The organism is Vreelandella arcis (genome assembly GCF_900103865.1).
In the GTDB taxonomy this organism is placed as follows: Bacteria; Pseudomonadota; Gammaproteobacteria; order Pseudomonadales; family Halomonadaceae; genus Vreelandella; species Vreelandella arcis.
Genome location: NZ_FNII01000007.1, coordinates 40,645 through 56,435, shown reverse-complemented (window position 1 = coordinate 56,435; position 15,791 = coordinate 40,645). Strand labels below are relative to the sequence as shown.

General features: G+C 57.3%; 15 protein-coding genes. 5 read left to right on the top strand and 10 right to left on the bottom strand.

Annotated elements, in window-relative coordinates:
• Positions 1-6 precede the first annotated feature (6 nt).
• Both guaA and guaB read right to left on the bottom strand, forming a co-directional pair.
• Positions 7-1,584 carry a glutamine-hydrolyzing GMP synthase gene (gene guaA / locus BLR97_RS09700; protein ID WP_089705603.1) on the bottom strand — a complete coding sequence of 526 codons (1,578 nt, stop codon included), beginning with the start codon at positions 1,582-1,584 and terminating at the stop codon, positions 7-9.
• Positions 1,585-1,678: 94 nt separating this feature from the next.
• Positions 1,679-3,148, bottom strand: coding sequence for an IMP dehydrogenase (gene guaB / locus BLR97_RS09695; protein WP_089705599.1), 1,470 nt, complete (start codon positions 3,146-3,148; stop codon positions 1,679-1,681).
• A gap of 168 nt (positions 3,149-3,316) precedes the next feature.
• On the opposite strand from guaB, the gene BLR97_RS09690 reads away from it, so the two are divergent.
• Both BLR97_RS09690 and xseA read left to right on the top strand, forming a co-directional pair.
• On the top strand, positions 3,317-3,907 hold the full coding sequence (locus BLR97_RS09690) for a DsbA family oxidoreductase (RefSeq protein WP_089705596.1): 591 nt from the start codon (positions 3,317-3,319) through the stop codon (positions 3,905-3,907).
• 4 nt (positions 3,908-3,911) lie between these two features.
• Entirely contained in the window at positions 3,912-5,258 is a 1,347-nt protein-coding gene (gene xseA, locus BLR97_RS09685) for an exodeoxyribonuclease VII large subunit (protein WP_089705593.1), read from the top strand.
• Between the two features lie 60 nt (positions 5,259-5,318).
• Here the strand turns inward: xseA and BLR97_RS09680 are convergent, their stop codons facing one another.
• The 4 genes from BLR97_RS09680 to BLR97_RS19725 all read right to left on the bottom strand — a co-directional run bounded on the left by BLR97_RS09680 (position 5,319) and on the right by BLR97_RS19725 (position 8,095).
• Positions 5,319-6,467 carry a DUF3618 domain-containing protein gene (locus BLR97_RS09680; protein WP_089705590.1) on the bottom strand — a complete coding sequence of 383 codons (1,149 nt, stop codon included), beginning with the start codon at positions 6,465-6,467 and terminating at the stop codon, positions 5,319-5,321.
• Positions 6,464-6,901: a phage holin family protein gene (locus BLR97_RS09675; RefSeq protein WP_089705587.1), complete on the bottom strand. Its 438-nt coding sequence runs from the start codon at positions 6,899-6,901 to the stop codon at positions 6,464-6,466. Before BLR97_RS09675 ends, BLR97_RS09680 begins: the two co-directional genes overlap by 4 nt.
• A 22-nt stretch (positions 6,902-6,923) precedes the next feature.
• The gene (locus BLR97_RS09670) at positions 6,924-7,430 is read right to left on the bottom strand and encodes a hypothetical protein (RefSeq protein ID WP_244511273.1); all 507 of its coding nucleotides are present in this window, start codon (positions 7,428-7,430) and stop codon (positions 6,924-6,926) included.
• A gap of 521 nt (positions 7,431-7,951) precedes the next feature.
• Positions 7,952-8,095: a hypothetical protein gene (locus tag BLR97_RS19725; RefSeq protein ID WP_170833007.1), complete on the bottom strand. Its 144-nt coding sequence runs from the start codon at positions 8,093-8,095 to the stop codon at positions 7,952-7,954.
• Between the two features lie 381 nt (positions 8,096-8,476).
• On the opposite strand from BLR97_RS19725, the gene BLR97_RS09665 reads away from it, so the two are divergent.
• Positions 8,477-9,331: an SDR family oxidoreductase gene (locus tag BLR97_RS09665; protein ID WP_089705583.1), complete on the top strand. Its 855-nt coding sequence runs from the start codon at positions 8,477-8,479 to the stop codon at positions 9,329-9,331.
• Here BLR97_RS09665 and argA read toward each other — a convergent pair.
• From argA to BLR97_RS09650, 3 genes are all read right to left on the bottom strand, one after another.
• Entirely contained in the window at positions 9,328-10,644 is a 1,317-nt protein-coding gene (gene argA, locus BLR97_RS09660) for an amino-acid N-acetyltransferase (protein ID WP_089705581.1), read from the bottom strand. The genes BLR97_RS09665 and argA overlap by 4 nt on opposite strands.
• 175 nt (positions 10,645-10,819) lie before the next feature.
• Entirely contained in the window at positions 10,820-12,088 is a 1,269-nt protein-coding gene (locus tag BLR97_RS09655) for an inorganic phosphate transporter (protein ID WP_089705578.1), read from the bottom strand.
• A gap of 28 nt (positions 12,089-12,116) precedes the next feature.
• Positions 12,117-12,797 carry a TIGR00153 family protein gene (locus BLR97_RS09650; protein WP_089705575.1) on the bottom strand — a complete coding sequence of 227 codons (681 nt, stop codon included), beginning with the start codon at positions 12,795-12,797 and terminating at the stop codon, positions 12,117-12,119.
• 117 nt (positions 12,798-12,914) lie between these two features.
• On the opposite strand from BLR97_RS09650, the gene BLR97_RS09645 reads away from it, so the two are divergent.
• The gene (locus BLR97_RS09645; RefSeq protein ID WP_089705572.1) at positions 12,915-13,796 is read left to right on the top strand and encodes a CYTH domain-containing protein; all 882 of its coding nucleotides are present in this window, start codon (positions 12,915-12,917) and stop codon (positions 13,794-13,796) included.
• A 37-nt stretch (positions 13,797-13,833) separates the two neighbouring features.
• Entirely contained in the window at positions 13,834-14,757 is a 924-nt protein-coding gene (locus tag BLR97_RS09640; RefSeq protein ID WP_089705568.1) for an ion transporter, read from the top strand.
• Between the two features lie 47 nt (positions 14,758-14,804).
• Here the strand turns inward: BLR97_RS09640 and BLR97_RS09635 are convergent, their stop codons facing one another.
• Positions 14,805-15,581 carry a 5'-nucleotidase, lipoprotein e(P4) family gene (locus BLR97_RS09635; protein ID WP_089705565.1) on the bottom strand — a complete coding sequence of 259 codons (777 nt, stop codon included), beginning with the start codon at positions 15,579-15,581 and terminating at the stop codon, positions 14,805-14,807.
• Positions 15,582-15,791 lie beyond the last annotated feature (210 nt).

The following is a 15,791-nucleotide window of genomic DNA, read 5'->3' as shown; positions in this document are numbered from 1 at the left end:
AATATATCACTCCCACTCAATGGTAGCAGGCGGCTTGCTGCTCACATCGTAGGTGACGCGGGAGACCCCTTCCAACTCATTGATAATCCGATTGGAAACCTTCTCCAGCAGCTCATAAGGCAGGTGCGCCCAGCGGGCGGTCATGAAGTCGATGGTTTCGACCGCGCGTAGCGCGATGACCCATTCGTAGCGGCGGCCGTCGCCGACGACGCCTACTGACTTGACCGGCAGGAACACGGCAAACGCCTGGCTGGTTTTTTCGTACCATCCGGAGTTACGCAGTTCTTCGATGAAGATGGCGTCGGCTTCGCGGAGGATGTCGGCGTACTCTTTTTTGACTTCGCCGAGGATACGCACGCCAAGGCCCGGCCCCGGGAAGGGGTGACGGTAGACCATGTCGTAGGGTAAGCCGAGTTCCAGGCCGAGTTTGCGCACTTCGTCCTTGAACAGCTCGCGTAGCGGCTCGACCAGCTTGAGCTTCATGGTTTCCGGCAGGCCACCCACGTTGTGGTGGGATTTGATCACGTGCGCCTTGCCGGTCTTGCTAGCGGCGGATTCGATCACGTCCGGGTAGATGGTACCCTGGGCGAGGAAATCGACGCCGTCGATTTTGCTGGCTTCGTCATCGAACACGTCGATGAAGGTGTTGCCGATGATCTTGCGCTTCACTTCCGGGTCTTGTTCGCCCTTCAGCTTGTCGAGGAACAGGTCTTCGGCGTCCACGCGGATGACCTTCACGCCCATGTGCTTGGCGAAGGTTTCCATCACCTGGTCGCCCTCTGCCTTGCGCAGCAGGCCGTTATCCACGAACACGCAGGTCAGTTGGGTGCCAATCGCCTTGTGCAGCAGCGCGGCGACGACGGACGAATCCACGCCGCCGGAGAGGCCGAGCAGCACGTGGCTGTCACCGACCTGTTCGCGTACGCGCTGCACCTGGTCTTCGATGATCTGCGCGGGCGTCCAGAGTTTTTCGGCTTTACAGATATCCAGCACGAAGTGCTCGAGAATGCGCTGGCCCTGCAGCGTATGAGTCACTTCCGGGTGGAACTGCACGCCGTAGAACTGTTTCTCTTCCCAGGCCATGGCGGCGATCGGGCAGCTCGGCGTGGAGGCGGTCACGGTGAAGGTGTCCGGCGCCTGGGCGACTTTATCGCCGTGGCTCATCCATACGTCCAGCAGCGCTTTGCCGGTCTCGTGGTCGACGTGGTCTTTGATGTCGTTGAACAGCGCGGTGGGTTCGTCCAAACGGATCTGGGCATAACCGAATTCGCGCTGGTTGGAGCCTTCCACCTTTCCGCCCAGCTGCTCGGCCATGGTCTGCATGCCGTAGCAGATACCAAATACCGGCAGGCCCATATCAAACACGCACTGCGGCGCACGCGGGGAATCCAGCTCGGTGACGGACTCCGGCCCACCGGCAAGAATGATGCCGTTGGGGTTGTAGGCGCGAATCTCTTCTTCGGTGATATCGAAGGCACGAACTTCAGAGTACACACCGATTTCGCGCACCCGGCGGGCGATCAGTTGGGTGTATTGCGAGCCGAAATCGAGAATCAGGATTTTATGGGCGTGAATGTCACTCATGGCGGGGTCTCGGTTAAGCGGTGTGAGTGCCGCTGGTAAAGCCAAAAAGCAAGCGGCGGGGCAATGCCCGCCGCGATGTATCTAAAAGCGCTGGTTAGCTGCCCCGGTAGTTGGGCGCTTCCTTGGTGATCTGCACGTCGTGGACGTGAGACTCGTTGAAGCCGGCGCTGGTGATCTGGATGAATTCCGGCTTGGTGCGCATCTCTTCGATCGTGCGGCAGCCGGTGTAGCCCATGGAGGCACGCAGCCCGCCCATCATCTGGTGGACGATGGCGCCCATCATGCCTTTATAGGCAACGCGGCCTTCAATGCCTTCCGGCACCAGCTTCTCGGCGCCTTCGCTCTTATCCTGGAAGTAGCGGTCGGCGCTGCCCTGGTTTTGCGACATCGCGCCCATGGAACCCATGCCCCGGTAAGCTTTGTAGGTACGGCCCTGGTAAAGCTCGACTTCGCCCGGCGCTTCTTCGGTACCGGCCAGCAGACTTCCCACCATGACCGCGCTGGCACCCGCGGCAATCGCCTTGGCCAGGTCGCCGGAGTAACGGATGCCGCCGTCTGCAATCACCGGAACGCCGAGGTCTTTGAGTGCTTCCGCCACGTTGGAAACGGCAGTGATTTGCGGCACACCCACGCCCGCAACAACCCGCGTGGTGCAGATCGAGCCGGGGCCAATGCCGACTTTCACGCCATCGGCACCGGCCTCGGCCAGCGCTTTGGCAGCCGCGGCGGTGGCGATGTTGCCGCCAATCACCTGAATGCCCGGGAAGTGTTCTTTGATCCAGCGCACACGGTCAATAACGCCTTTGGAGTGGCCGTGAGCGGTATCCACTACGATGACATCCACACCGGCTTCGGCCAGCGCCGCGACACGATCCGGCGTTTCCGGGCCGGTGCCCACGGCCGCGCCTACCAGCAGGCGGCCATCGCTGTCTTTGGCGGCCATCGGGTAGGTGCGGGCTTTTTCGATATCCTGGAAGGTCACCAGACCGCGTAGATGGAACTCGTCATCAACGATCAGCATTTTCTCGATGCGGTGCTCGCGCATCTTGGCTTTGCTGGTTTCAAGATCGGTGCCTTCCTTGACGGTCACCAGGCGCTCGCGGGGCGTCATGATGTCGGAGACGCTGTCGCCGTGGTTGGGCTGGAAACGCATGTCGCGCTCGGTCACAATGCCCACCAGGGTTTCGCCTTCAACCACCGGGAAGCCGGAGAAGCCGTATTCGCGTGCCATGGCGAGCAGATCTTCGAGCTTGGCTTTGGGGCTAACAGTAATCGGGTCGTTAACAATGACGCTTTCGTGCTTTTTGACCTTGCGCACTTCAGCGGCCTGTTGGGTCATGGCCATGCTTTTGTGGATGATGCCGATGCCACCTTCCTGAGCCATGGCAATCGCCAGACGCGCTTCGGTCACCGTGTCCATCGCGGAGGAAAGCAGCGGAATGTTGAGCGAGAGATTGCGGGTCAGGCGAGTTTTAAGACTGACATCCTTGGGAAGAACGTCGGAGAAGCCGGGAAGGAGAAGTACGTCATCGAACGTAAGTGCTTCTTGAGCCATACGTAGCATAGCGGCAACACCCTGATTGAGAGGAAGTGGGGCGTGATAGTTAATCGCACATTATAACGGTTTGAAGGCCGCCCCAGCAATGCAGAGACGCCATTAGTCTTATACCAATGGTTGATAACGTTTAATGGTAGGCTGAAATCTTTACCTTAAGACCGGAGGGCGTGCAGGTTGACCCAGGAAATTATTGTTTACTCCGATTACGTTTGCCCTTTCTGCCTACTGGCAGAAGAGGTGATTACCCAGGCAACCGAAGGCCTCGACGTTAAGGTTCAATGGCGGCCGTTTGAGCTGCGCCCTGCCCCGGTGCCCACGCTGAAGGTAGAAGATCCTTACCTGCCACGGGTGTGGCGCGAGGCGGTGTACCCGATGGCGGAAAAACTCGGCGTGCCTATCAAGCTGCCCAACGTGTCGCCGCAGCCACGCACCGATAAAGCCTTTGAAGTGTTCGCCATGGCCGAGGAACACGGCTTGGGCCATGCCTATTCGATGGCGGCATTAAAAGCGTTTTTCCAGCAGGAACGCGACATTGGTGACCCGGACGTACTGGCCGATATCGCCGAGTCGGTGGGGCTGGAGCGCCAAGCGGTACTCGATGCGCTTGCCGAGGGCCGCTACCGCGAGCAGCATCAAGCGGCGCTGCGCCACGCGGTCGAAGAGGCGCGCATTCAGTCGGTGCCCACCTTGATCATCGACGGCGAAACGATTCAGGGTGTACCTGACCCGGCGGCGCTGAAACACTTTCTAACTGAGCGCACCTAACGTTATGCCCTCTTCTACCACGCCTCAGGCGCTTTCCGTCAGCCAACTCAATCAGCGCGCCAAGCAAACCCTTGAGCGCGATGTGGGCGAGGTATGGGTAGAGGGCGAGCTGTCTAACGTCTCGCGCCCGGCGTCCGGGCATATTTACTTCACCCTGAAGGATGACCGGGCGCAGATCCGCTGTGCGCTGTTTCGCCAGCGGGCACGCTTTGTGGCGGCACCCATGCGCGATGGCGATCAGGTCAAGCTGCGCGGGCGGGTGTCGCTGTTCGAGCCGCGCGGCGATTACCAGCTGATTGCCGAGGCCGTTCAGGCGGCGGGGCTTGGGGAACTGCTGGCGGCATTTGAGCGCCTGAAAGCTCAGCTCGACGGCGAAGGCGTATTTGCCAACGCCCGGCCGCTACCCTTCCCGCCCCGCAAATTGCTGATATTAAGCTCGGCGACGGGGGCGGCGATTCGTGATGTGCTGGCGGTGCTTCAAGCGCGCTGGCCACTGGCCGATGTAACCTTGATTCCGGTGCCGGTGCAGGGCGCCGAGGCGGCCCCGGCGATGATCTCTGCGCTTGGGCTGCTTAATCGTCAGGCACGGCTGGATCCAGAGCGCGATGTGATTTTGATCACCCGCGGCGGCGGCAGCCTGGAAGACCTGTGGGCGTTTAACAACGAGCATTTGGCACGGGCGATTTTTCACTCACGGCTGCCGGTGATGTCGGCGGTGGGCCACGAGGTGGATGTCACCCTAGCCGATTTTGCCGCCGATTTGCGCGCGCCCACGCCGTCTGCGGCGGCCGAGCGCCTGGTGCCCGACCAGCACACCCTCAAGCGCCAGCTCGAGCACCATGAAAACCGCCTTCAGCGGGCAATGCAGGCACGCCTGGAACGCGATAGCCAGCGACTGGATACGCTACGCGCCAAACTGCGCCACCCTGGCGAACAACTTAACCGCCAGCGCCAGCATTTAACCGCGCTCAACCAACGCTTGAGCCGCGCCATGCAGCAAACGCTCACCCAGCAGAAAGCCCACACCGAACAGTTGGCCAAGCGCCTGGCGAGCCAAGACATGGCGCGATTGCATCGCACCGAAAAAGACCGCGTCAGCCAGCTTCAGCGCCGCTTGGGAACGGCCATGCAGCGCCAGCTCGAAAGCCGCCAAGCGCGGTTGACCAGCGCGGCCCGTGAGTTAAATGCCGTCAGCCCACTGGCGGTATTGGGCCGGGGCTACGCCATCGCCCAGGATGAGCAAGGCCAAGTCGTGCGCCGAGCCGAAGATACCTCGCCGGGTCAGAAACTCAAGCTGAAGCTAGGGGAAGGCCAACTAAGCGTGGAAGTAAAACGGCGCTACAAGGTGTAGCGCCGCGAGAGTTTGCTTAACCGTATCTGGGCTGATTTTCATGACAGCTAAATAGACGGCTTAAGTCGTGTGGTTAGTGCCTGAACCTTGGGTGTTGCCGGAGGGCGTGCTCGAACCCGCCAAGCCTGGGCTATGTCTTTCAGGGCTGGGTTGTTCTGGGCTATGTCTTGGCGTCGGCATGTCAGAACTGGTTTGCTCAGCGCCACCCTGCTTAGGAACAGAGCGTTCAGTCGTCGGGGTGGGTGAATCTTTTACCCTGGCCTCGCTATCCTGGGGCGCGTTTGCACTCGTGTCCTTTTGAGTAGCGGTATTAGCGCCTTGGGCCTGCTGCGACTCGCCCTTGAACGACTCGGCTTTTTCGTGAATAGAGTGCTGGGCTTTCTCCATATGTTCTTGTCCAGTTTCGGCGGCTTTGTGCAGCGCGCGGTCTCGATACTCGCCGAAATATTCATCCTCTTTTTTGGTCGCGGGGAAAATACCCCCCAAGACCGCTCCCACAGCAAACCCTAGCGCGCCGACTACCAGCGGATGCTCCTTAATAAAATCAGACGCCTGGCTCTCTGTTTGGCGAGCGCGCTCACCCATATTATGCAGATTATCCTGGGCGCCATGCTGCAGGTTGGACGTGGACTCGCGCATGTTATCGCCGAGATGTTGGGCTTTATCGCCCCACTGCTGCGCCGTTTGCTTGGCTTTTTGCCCCAGGTGCTGAGCCGAACCCTTGGCCTTATGAGTTGCCTCGCTCATGCGACCTTTACCACCGCTATGCTGCTCTGTTCCACCGGAGGTATTGCTGTCGGTAGGCATACCGTCGTTGGGGTGTGTCCCCTCATGAACAGGAATACTCGGCGAACTTCGGCCGCTAGTCTTGGATGAATGCTGTTCGCCCGAGTAAAGGCTCCGGTCAGTAGCCGAAGAGAACTGATGCTGGCTTCGTGCCTCTTTCGGGTTACGCTGCGACAACATCAACCACCCCAATCCCGCACTGGTGAACAGAACAGGTAACGGGTTCTGCTTAATGGAGGTGCTTAAATTCGACACGAATTCGTTGGCTCCCCCACGGCGGATATACTCGTAGGACGTGTCCAGCAACTGTTGAGGAGAAAACCGCTGTTCGATCTCACGCAGCGTGGAATCGAGGCGCTCGCGCGATTGATTGATATCCTTCTCAATCTCTTCAGAATTGCGCTGTTTACGATGGTCCGTCATTTCAACTCCTCCTTAACATTTTCCTGATGCGTCTTCGCGACCGTCTTATCGCTCTGCAAACTATTCATCGTACGACTAGGCATCAGGTTGCGCGCCTGCAGTTTCTTTTGGCCCGCTTTAAGCATAATAATGCCGATAACCGTCACAACGCCGCCGACAATCAGCGCGGAAAGCCAAGGCGTGGTATCGGGCGGAAGCACCTCATTCAGCAGAAACACCGCCGCGGCTAACAGGGTTAAAAAACCACCGAGCAACACCGCACCGGCAATGGCGATAGACGCGATACCCGCCATGGCCTGGTCGGTTTTTTCGGACATCTCGGTCTTGGCAAGCTCAGCCTCGTTGCGCACCAACGAACTGATTTCTTGCATCACCGTCGATAACAGTGAGCCGATCGATGAACCTTTTGAAGTGGTTTTGTTTTCAGAATCCATTCTCTGCCTCCCTGCGCTTATATTAGAGCGCTTCATTGCCTGAATTATTACGCCCATCAGCCCTTAGATTCTGCGCACTGCTTGAACGATTAGGCTGCGTATTAGCACCTGAAGTGTGCTGGTCAGAACTGTCTTCACCTGAGCGATGTTCACTGGAGCTACGCAGAAAACGGGAAACTAAAAACCCAGCGGCAATCACACCGCCTATAAACAGGGCGGGTTCGCGGCGACTAAAGTTTTGAGCTTCTTCGCAAACACTGCGTAAGTCTTTATCCCGCAATTTTTTTGAAAAACGCTCCGTGGAATCAGCCAGTTTTCTCGCTGGTTTAGAGAGGTAGGGCTGCTGCTGGTTATCAAACTCATCCGCCATTTTTTGCAGAGCGCCCGTTAGCTTATGGGACTGATCCGCCGCATAGTCGCGCTGTTGGCTAAAATAGCTTTCGGCCTGGTGCTGGGCCGCCTCACCGACTTCATGAGCCGTTTCCCGGCCTTGCTGCTTGAGGCCGTCCTGCTTTTCTTGATCGATCATCTGTCACTTCCTCCTTGTCGTCTCACTTGTCAGCATCCGTGGTGAAACAAAATCAGCGAAACTGCAAATCTATTGATTAAAATTAAGCGCTTAAATAAAATAATTACTTATAATTAAAAAACTAGCCACTTACTCAATAGATAGACCGCTCACCTAAACATAGCGTTCACTTTATTATAGTCAATCCAAGCGCACTGCTATTCAAATATACAAAACCTGTTTAACTTATGTTAATAAAACTCAGCAAATAAACTAATAATGGTTAGATTAATTTATGTAAAGAACTGAAAAACAAATACACCAATGAAAGCCTGTTGTGCATAAACCTTTTGCTACGACTTTAGTCTGGCGTGGGTGAGGGCATTCGCTCCAAGCAGGGGCTACTTGAGCGATTACGTCGACGCATTACGTACGACTGACAAAAGCTGCCAACACGCTGGCAGGAGACAGCAAGCGTGAAAGTAAAACGGCGCTACAAGGTGTAGCGCCGCAGGGGCTTAATAGACGGGTATCTATTCAGCTTATTTCTTGTCCTTGCCCGGCTTCTGGGGCGAGTTGTCGGACTCTGGGTTCACGTGGTGCGAGTCCGGCATCGGGTTGGCTTCGTCGTGGTGATCATCTTGGTGCTTAGGCGCTTTCTCGCCTTTCTTATCAGGTTGTGACATCTCACGTGCTCCTTACGGTCAATGGTTCTCGGCATTACTTTGCCTGCATTTACTTTAGCTCTTCTTGAGTAACTTTCAATTATGCCTCTTCAACTCCTAAAACAGTCGATATGACTTAATTTCTTATAAAACAGGCAGGTATAAATTTTAAAGGGTTTAAACGAGCTACATTGTTAATTTAAATAGAGCTTATGTGGTTTCGCTATTAAATTGAGCGCCCTAACCCAGGCCTTCTTTCAGTGCTTTTTGGATGGTTTGCCTCTATGGATGGCGTGGGTCTACATTAAATAACGGTGCCCAAGGAGGTAAGCACCGCCCTAAATGACATTTCCATCCACTTATATGCCAATTATGTCTGTGCAAACAAAGGAGTGACCGCACATGAACGATCAGCAACAACCCCCTCAGCATCAAGCCAAACAGCCAGGCGACGAGCACGCCATGCACCCCGAGCCAGAGTACATTCGCGAAAGCTACAAAGGGGTCGACAAGCTACTGGATAAAGTGGCGATTATTACCGGCGGGGACAGTGGCATTGGCCGCGCGGTGGCGGTTCACTATGCGCGGGAAGGCGCAGATAGCGTGATTGTGCATTTAAAGGAAGCTAAAGACGCCGCAGAAACCCAGCGGCTCGTTGAAGCTGAAGGTCGCCACTGCCTAGTGCTGCAAGGCGACGTGGCCGACCCAGGTTTTTGCCGCGATATTGTAAAACGCACCCTGGATACCTTCGGCAAGCTCAATATCGTCATTAACAACGCGGCCGAGCAGTACGATTGGAGCGATATTACCGAGATTCCCGACGATCAGTTGCAGCGCACCTTCGAGACCAACCTGTTTAGTCACTTTTACTTAACCAAAGCCGCTCTGCCTCACTTAAATTCAGGCGACACCATCATCGCTACCTCGTCGATCAACGCCTTTAAAGGCAACGAGACGCTGATTGATTACACCGCCACCAAAGGGGCGGTTCAGGGCTTGGTGCGTTCGCTTGCGATGTCGCTGATGGATCGCGGCATCCGCGTTAACGCCGTGGCGCCTGGGCCGGTGTGGACGCCGCTGATTCCCGCCAGTTTCGACGACGACAAAGTCGCCGGATTTGGCGGCCAGGTGCCGATGAATCGCGCCGGGCAGCCCAGCGAAATGGGGCCTGCCTACGTGTATCTTGCCAGCGAAGAATCGTCCTACATGAGCGGCCAAACCCTGCATCTCAACGGTGGCGTGATCTTAAATACCTAACCCACCAGGCTTTTCACCAGCACCTTGGATTTACGCGCGTGGTTGTAGGTTTCGCGCTTTAACGGCGGCAGCTCTTCAAGGCTCGCCGTGCGAAAGCCGCGCTCCACAAACCAGTGCGCGGTATGCGTGGTGAGCACGAACATCTCCTGCACACCACGCTGACGGGCGCGGCGCTCCAGTGCTTCCACCAGCCGTTCACCGCGCTCGCCGCCGCGGTAATTATTGTGCACAGCCACGCAGGCCAGCTCGGCAATCGAGGTATTGGGGAACACCTGTAGCGCGGCACAGCCAATCACCATGCCGTCGCGCTCGATGACCATGTAGTCATCAATTTCGTGTTCCAAGCGCTCGCGGGAGCGGGCCACCAACATGCCCCGATTTTCCAGCGGCTCTAGCAGTTCTAATAACCCAGCGACATCGTTGAGCGTGGCCGGGCGCAGCTGTTCGTAGCGGTGCTGGGTGATCATCGTGCCCACGCCGTCGCGGGTGAACAGTTCACCTAGCAAGGCATCGTGATTGCGCCAGGAAAGCAAGTGGGTGCGGGCCACGCCTTCCCGCGCAGCGTTACAGGCGGCGTTAAGGTGGCGGGCCAGCTCGCTACCCGGTGTGGCTTGCTTCAGGCGGGGTTCGGCGTCAGCCGGTGAAAGCTGGCGAAGCAATGCGCCCTGCTCGTCTTCCAGGCCTTCCGACTCGCCCAGTAAAATCAGTTTATCGGCTTTGAGCGCCACCGCGGCATGCTGGGCAACGTCGGCGGCATCCAGGTCGAATACTTCGCCAGTGCTGGAAAAACCCAGCGGCGGCAGCAACACCAGTGAGCCTTTGTCCAGCAGCCCTTCAATGGCGCTGGCCCGCACGCGGCGCACTTCGCCGCTGTGGTCAAAGTCGACCCCTTCGCGCACGCCAAGCGGTTTAGCGGTGACCAGGTTGCCGGAGATTACGCTTAGCTCGACGCCATGCAGTGGCGTACTGGGTAAGCCCAACGAAAGCCGTGCTTCCAGCCACAACCGCAGATGGGCCGCTACCTGCTCAACGTGAGCCATCACGGCGCGGTCGGCCACCCAGCGACCCTCGATGCGGGTAGGCTCAACGCCAGCCGCGCTCAGCGCTTCGTGCACCTGGGGACGAATGCCGAACACCACCACCAAGCGCACACCCAGGGTATGCAGCAGCGCCAAATCTTGAATCAACTGCTCCCCTCGGCCAGAGGCCATGGCCTCGCCTTCAATCAAGATGACAAAGGTTCGCCCCCGGTGCGCGTTAATATAGGGGGACGCATTACGAAACCAGTCAACAAAGGGGAAACGAGTATCCAAGGGCCGCTCTCCGGCAGCAGGTGAATGAAAATAACCGTTATTACTTTACCAGAGCACAAAAAACAGCGGCACCTTCTTAGACAAATACGCCCATTTAAAGGCCAATTTATCCAGAAAGTGCCGCTTGGGCGTTAGCTGAGTAAGCGACGGCTAACGCGGTGGGGGTTAGCAGTGATCAACCGCCGAACATACCCTTGAGCATAAAGAAGAACAAAATCGCCAGCCCTGCACCCGCTGGCAGCGTGATCAGCCACGACATGGCGATGGTACCGATCACCCGCAGGTTAAGCGCGGTCATCCCCCGCGCTAGGCCGACCCCAAGGATGGCCCCGACCAGCGTATGCGTAGTCGAAATGGGCAAGCCGGTGCCGGAGGCCAACACAACGGTGGTCGCGGCGGCCAGGGTGGCTGCAAAGCCACGGCTGGGGGTCAGCTCGGTAATGCCTGTGCCCACAGTGGCAATCACTTTATGGCCGTAGGTCACCAAGCCCGCGACGATACCGCCGCCGCCCAGCACCAGCACCCACCAAGGCACCAGCGCCGAGCCGCCAATTTCACCGCCGGTTTGCACGACGCTAATCACCGCCGCCAGTGGGCCAACGGCATTGGCCACGTCGTTAGAGCCATGGGCAAAAGCCATGGCACAGGCGGTAAAGATCATTAGCACGCCAAACGCACGCTCCACGTTGGCATAGCCAAAGTGGTCGTCGCTGCTCTGGACGTACTTCACGCGGCGCTCCATCAAAATGCCAAGGACCGACAACAATCCACCAAGAATCAGCGAGATCACCAGGCTCTGAGCAAACGACAGGTCTAAACCGACGTGCTTTAGGCCCTTGGTCATGGTGACCATCGCGACCACAAAGCCGACCAGGAAGACATAGGCGGGAAGGTAGCGTTTAGCCGCCGCGAGCGGGTCGCGGTCTTCAAACACCAGATGATGGACCGATTTAAACAGTACAAACCCTGCCGAACCGGCTAACAGCGGCGATACTAACCAACTCGCGGCGATGTTACCGACGGCGCCCCAATCGACAGTTTCTGCACCCAGGCCCGCCACGGCGAAACCCACAATAGCCCCGACAATCGAGTGGGTGGTAGAAACCGGCCAGCCTTTCATCGAGGCGATTAACAGCCATGTGGCCGCCGCTAAAAGCGCCGCCAACATGCCGTATACCAGCAACTGCGGGTCGTCTTGCAGCAATTCAGGGTCAACAATGCCTTTGCGAATCGTATTAGTAACTTCGCCACCGGCGAGCCAGGCGCCTAAAAACTCAAACACTATGGCGATTAAGATCGCCTGTTTGATGGTGATGGCTTTGGAGCCCACCGAGGTGCCCATGGCGTTGGCCACGTCGTTGGCCCCCACGCCCCAGGCCATAAAAAAGCCAAAAAGGCAGGCCAGAATGATAAAAATATCACCGTGCTGAGCAATGATCTGCATATTGTTTCCCTTGTGTGGGGATCAGGTATTAATTCGCGGTCATGATCTGCAGGCGACTACCCACCCGCTCGGCGCGGTCGGATAGCTCACCGACCCAGTCGATAATCTGATAAAGGAAGACCACATCCACCGGGGGCAGCTCGCTTTCCAGGCTGAACAGTTGGCGGCGAATCGCCACCTGCTGATTGTCCGCCTGGTGCTCTAGAGTGTGCAGTTCGCGGATCAAGTTCTGGATCACGTCGGACACGTTGCGGCCAAAGCCCGACTCCAACAAATCCTTGAGCTCTTCAAGCGCTTGGCGGGCTTGTGCTACGCAGGCCACGCTGGTGCGGATGTAATCGCGCATGGGGTCGGCCAATTCCGTCGGCACGGACATTTTACGGCCCAGCATAATGCCGGTAATGTCGCGTGCCTTGTTGGCGATTTTGTCCTGTACGCTGATCAAATCGAGCAGATCTGAGCGGGAGACGGGCAAAAACATGGTGTTGGGAAGGTTAAGACGTAGCTCAGTTTTGAGTACGTCGGCGTCGTGCTCTAAGCGAGTGACGTTTTCGCGCAGTTGCGCAGCGCTCTCCCAATCCCCTGCCAGCGTTGCTTCAAAGAAGGGCAGAAGTTGGTCGGCACATTCGTTCGCCTTGACGATGTGTGCGAGCAGCGGCTGGAATGGCGAGCGGCCAAACATCGCAGAAAAGGGGTTGGAAGTAACCATAAAGCCTTTACGCCTGTTTTCGGGAAGCCAGGAAATGGCGGCAACAGTATAGTGACTGCATCTCCTGCCGTCATGAAAAGTTCATCAAAAAGTCATCATAACGAGGTAGCGAACATCATGGAAACGCCAACCGAAATCGAACTAAAGCTCGCTCTTACCCCAGAGGGGCCGGCCACACTTCATCAGCACCCCTTACTGAAGGCATTGACGCCAAAGCGTCAGACGTTGACCAACACCTATTACGACACGCCGCAAGGGGCGTTGGCACAAGCACGCATGGCGGTGCGGCTTCGTCAGGTGGATGGCCAGGTACTGCAAACGGTCAAAACGGCGGGCCACGGCGGTGGCGGCTTCTCCCAGCGCCAAGAGTGGGAATGGCCGGTGCCCGCGCTAACGCTGGATACTCAAGGACTCGCCGACCTGCCGCCCTTTCAAGAAGGGTTGCGCGATGAGATTTCCGCCCTTGAGCCGCAGTTGAATACCGACTTTGTACGTTGGAGCTGGCAGGTGGCGTGGCAAGGCAGCCATATTGAACTGGCGTTGGACGAAGGCGAGATTCATAGCGGCGGCCACCAGACGACGATTTGCGAGGCCGAGCTAGAGCTTAAAAGCGGCGAGCCTAACGCGCTGTGGTCGCTCGCCCAGGCACTGGCCGAGCATGTGGCGCTGCGCCCTTCCGACAGCAGTAAAGCCGCTCGGGGCAATGCGCTGGCCGCACAGCACTGGCCGCTGCCCGAGGCCGACTCGCCTGCGCAGTGGATGCAGCGTGCCACGCTTGCGCTGGATGCCTACCACGATAGCCACGACGCCGCGCATTTAGCAACGGCCCAAGCCGCCCTGGCAACGCTCGCGACGGATCCGGCGCTCACCGACCGAGCGCGCCATGACGTCGAGACAATGCGCGATGCGCTGGAGACCAGCGGCCAGCCAAACATCGCCTATGGTCAGGCCGCATTGGCCTTTGCCCATCGCATGGCATATCAAACCGCGCTACGCTAGGCGCTGACTGCCCTTACGGCTCTTTCAGGACGTTATGATGAATTTTCCATTGAATCCCGGCGGAGCGGGTCTGCGCACGCGCCTCTTTCATATTATTTTCGAGTCCGATACGCCGGGCGCCAAAGCCTTTGATATTGGCTTGATCTTGGCAATCCTGCTCAGCGTCGGGGTGATTTTGCTGAGCAGCGTTGAGGCCTACGCCGAACGCTACGGTACGCTTTTTTATGTCCTGGAATGGCTATTCACCATATTGTTCAGCATCGAGCTAGTGCTGCGCCTTTACTGCCTGGAGCGCCCTACTCTCTACCTGAAAAGCTTTTACGGTATTGTTGACCTAATCGCCATCCTGCCCACCTGGCTGGTACTGCTGATACCCGGTGCCCACGGCCTGGTGATTGTGCGGATCCTGCGGGTGCTACGGATTTTCCGCATTCTGCGGCTGATGGAGTTTGTCGGTGAAGCGCGGCTGTTAATTGATGCATTAAAGCGCAGCCTGCGTCAGATTCTGTTGTTTTTCTTCGCCATCTTCATGGTCGTCACGCTATTTGCTGCGCTGATGTACGTTATCGAATCGCCAGAAGCCGGCTTTACCAGTATTCCCATGTCGATCTACTGGGCTATCGTCAGCATGACCACAGTGGGCTACGGCGATATCGTCCCGGCAACGTCGTTAGGCAAATCCATCACCGTGGTGCTGATGCTACTCGGTTACTCGATCATCGCCGTGCCGACCGGGGTATTCTCCGCCCAAGTCATCCGCTCGATCCGCGAAGATCGCTACTCCGATGAGGCGTGCCCAGGCTGCGGCCACGAGCGCCACGAAAAACGCGCCTACTATTGCCTGCGCTGCGGCACCTGGCTTGATGAAGACAGCCAAGACCCGCGCAAAAAAGAGGAAGACAAGCAAGACGACAACGGGGAAGACACAGACAAAAACGCGCCCCAGGATAGTGAAACCTGAGGCGCGCAGCGCTTCTTGCTTATCAAGTGGCGTGATTATTTAACCCATCACTCCACTTCGTGCGGGGCGTCCCAAGCGTTCAGCTCCGACTCGCTCCAATCCCCATACGTTGCGTTGGGGAAAACAATCCAGTCATTGCCGAAGCGGTCGGCATTTTCGTCTACCAGCGTACGCTGCTCTTCAAGGTTCGCCTCGGCAAACTCACCGGCAAAGTCGTGCAGCGTATCGCCGAGTTGCATCACCACCGTGTGCTCGTCCTCAACCTCGGCGCGACGCTCCGACTTGGGTGGCCCCAACAATTTCACGCTTTCTTCAGAGACCTGGGGCAGTTCCAATGTCTCAAGCGTGGCCAGGGTATCGGCTTTATTTTCCTGATAGCGATCAGAGACATAGTAGATCGCCACATCGTTCTCATCAGCGAATTCAAGGAAGTCTTTCGACCCTGGAATCAAACGCGGATTCCCTTCGCGCTCCCAGTGCTTCCAGGTATCCCAGGTGGTGAAGTCATGGCAGGCTTGCATGTCACGCACCAGCAAGGCGCTGTTATCCAACACTGTTTCGTCAAGATCGGTAATGATCGCCAGGTCGGCATCGTCGCCATGGGCTTCGATCTGCTCTTCCAGGCGGTAGGTGGCCAACTCAAACCCCTGGCGCTGCAGGGCAATGGCTTCGGCGGATTGCTGTTGAAAACGTAGCCCCATGGCGTATTCAGCCTGGGCGCAACCCGTATCATCGTTCGCCACTGCCTGACCCGCGAGCGGCAAACTCGCCAAGCTTGCCAGGGCTGCCAGGGTGGCTACATTGCGGTAACGCGATAGTGTCATTAGGCAATCTCCTTTTGTCGGCAATCCTGAAGCAGCAAGCATTCCCCACCGCTTGGATTACCTTCGTTATCGATAGAATGCATTTATACCGTATTTTATTTTTATTGATCATTCAAATAATATTAAAAAGACACAAATCGCTTTATGCGGCATCTCTGGCCTCAGCGATCGGCAAAAATAGCCCCCAGCAAATGGCATGGGGGCTCGATT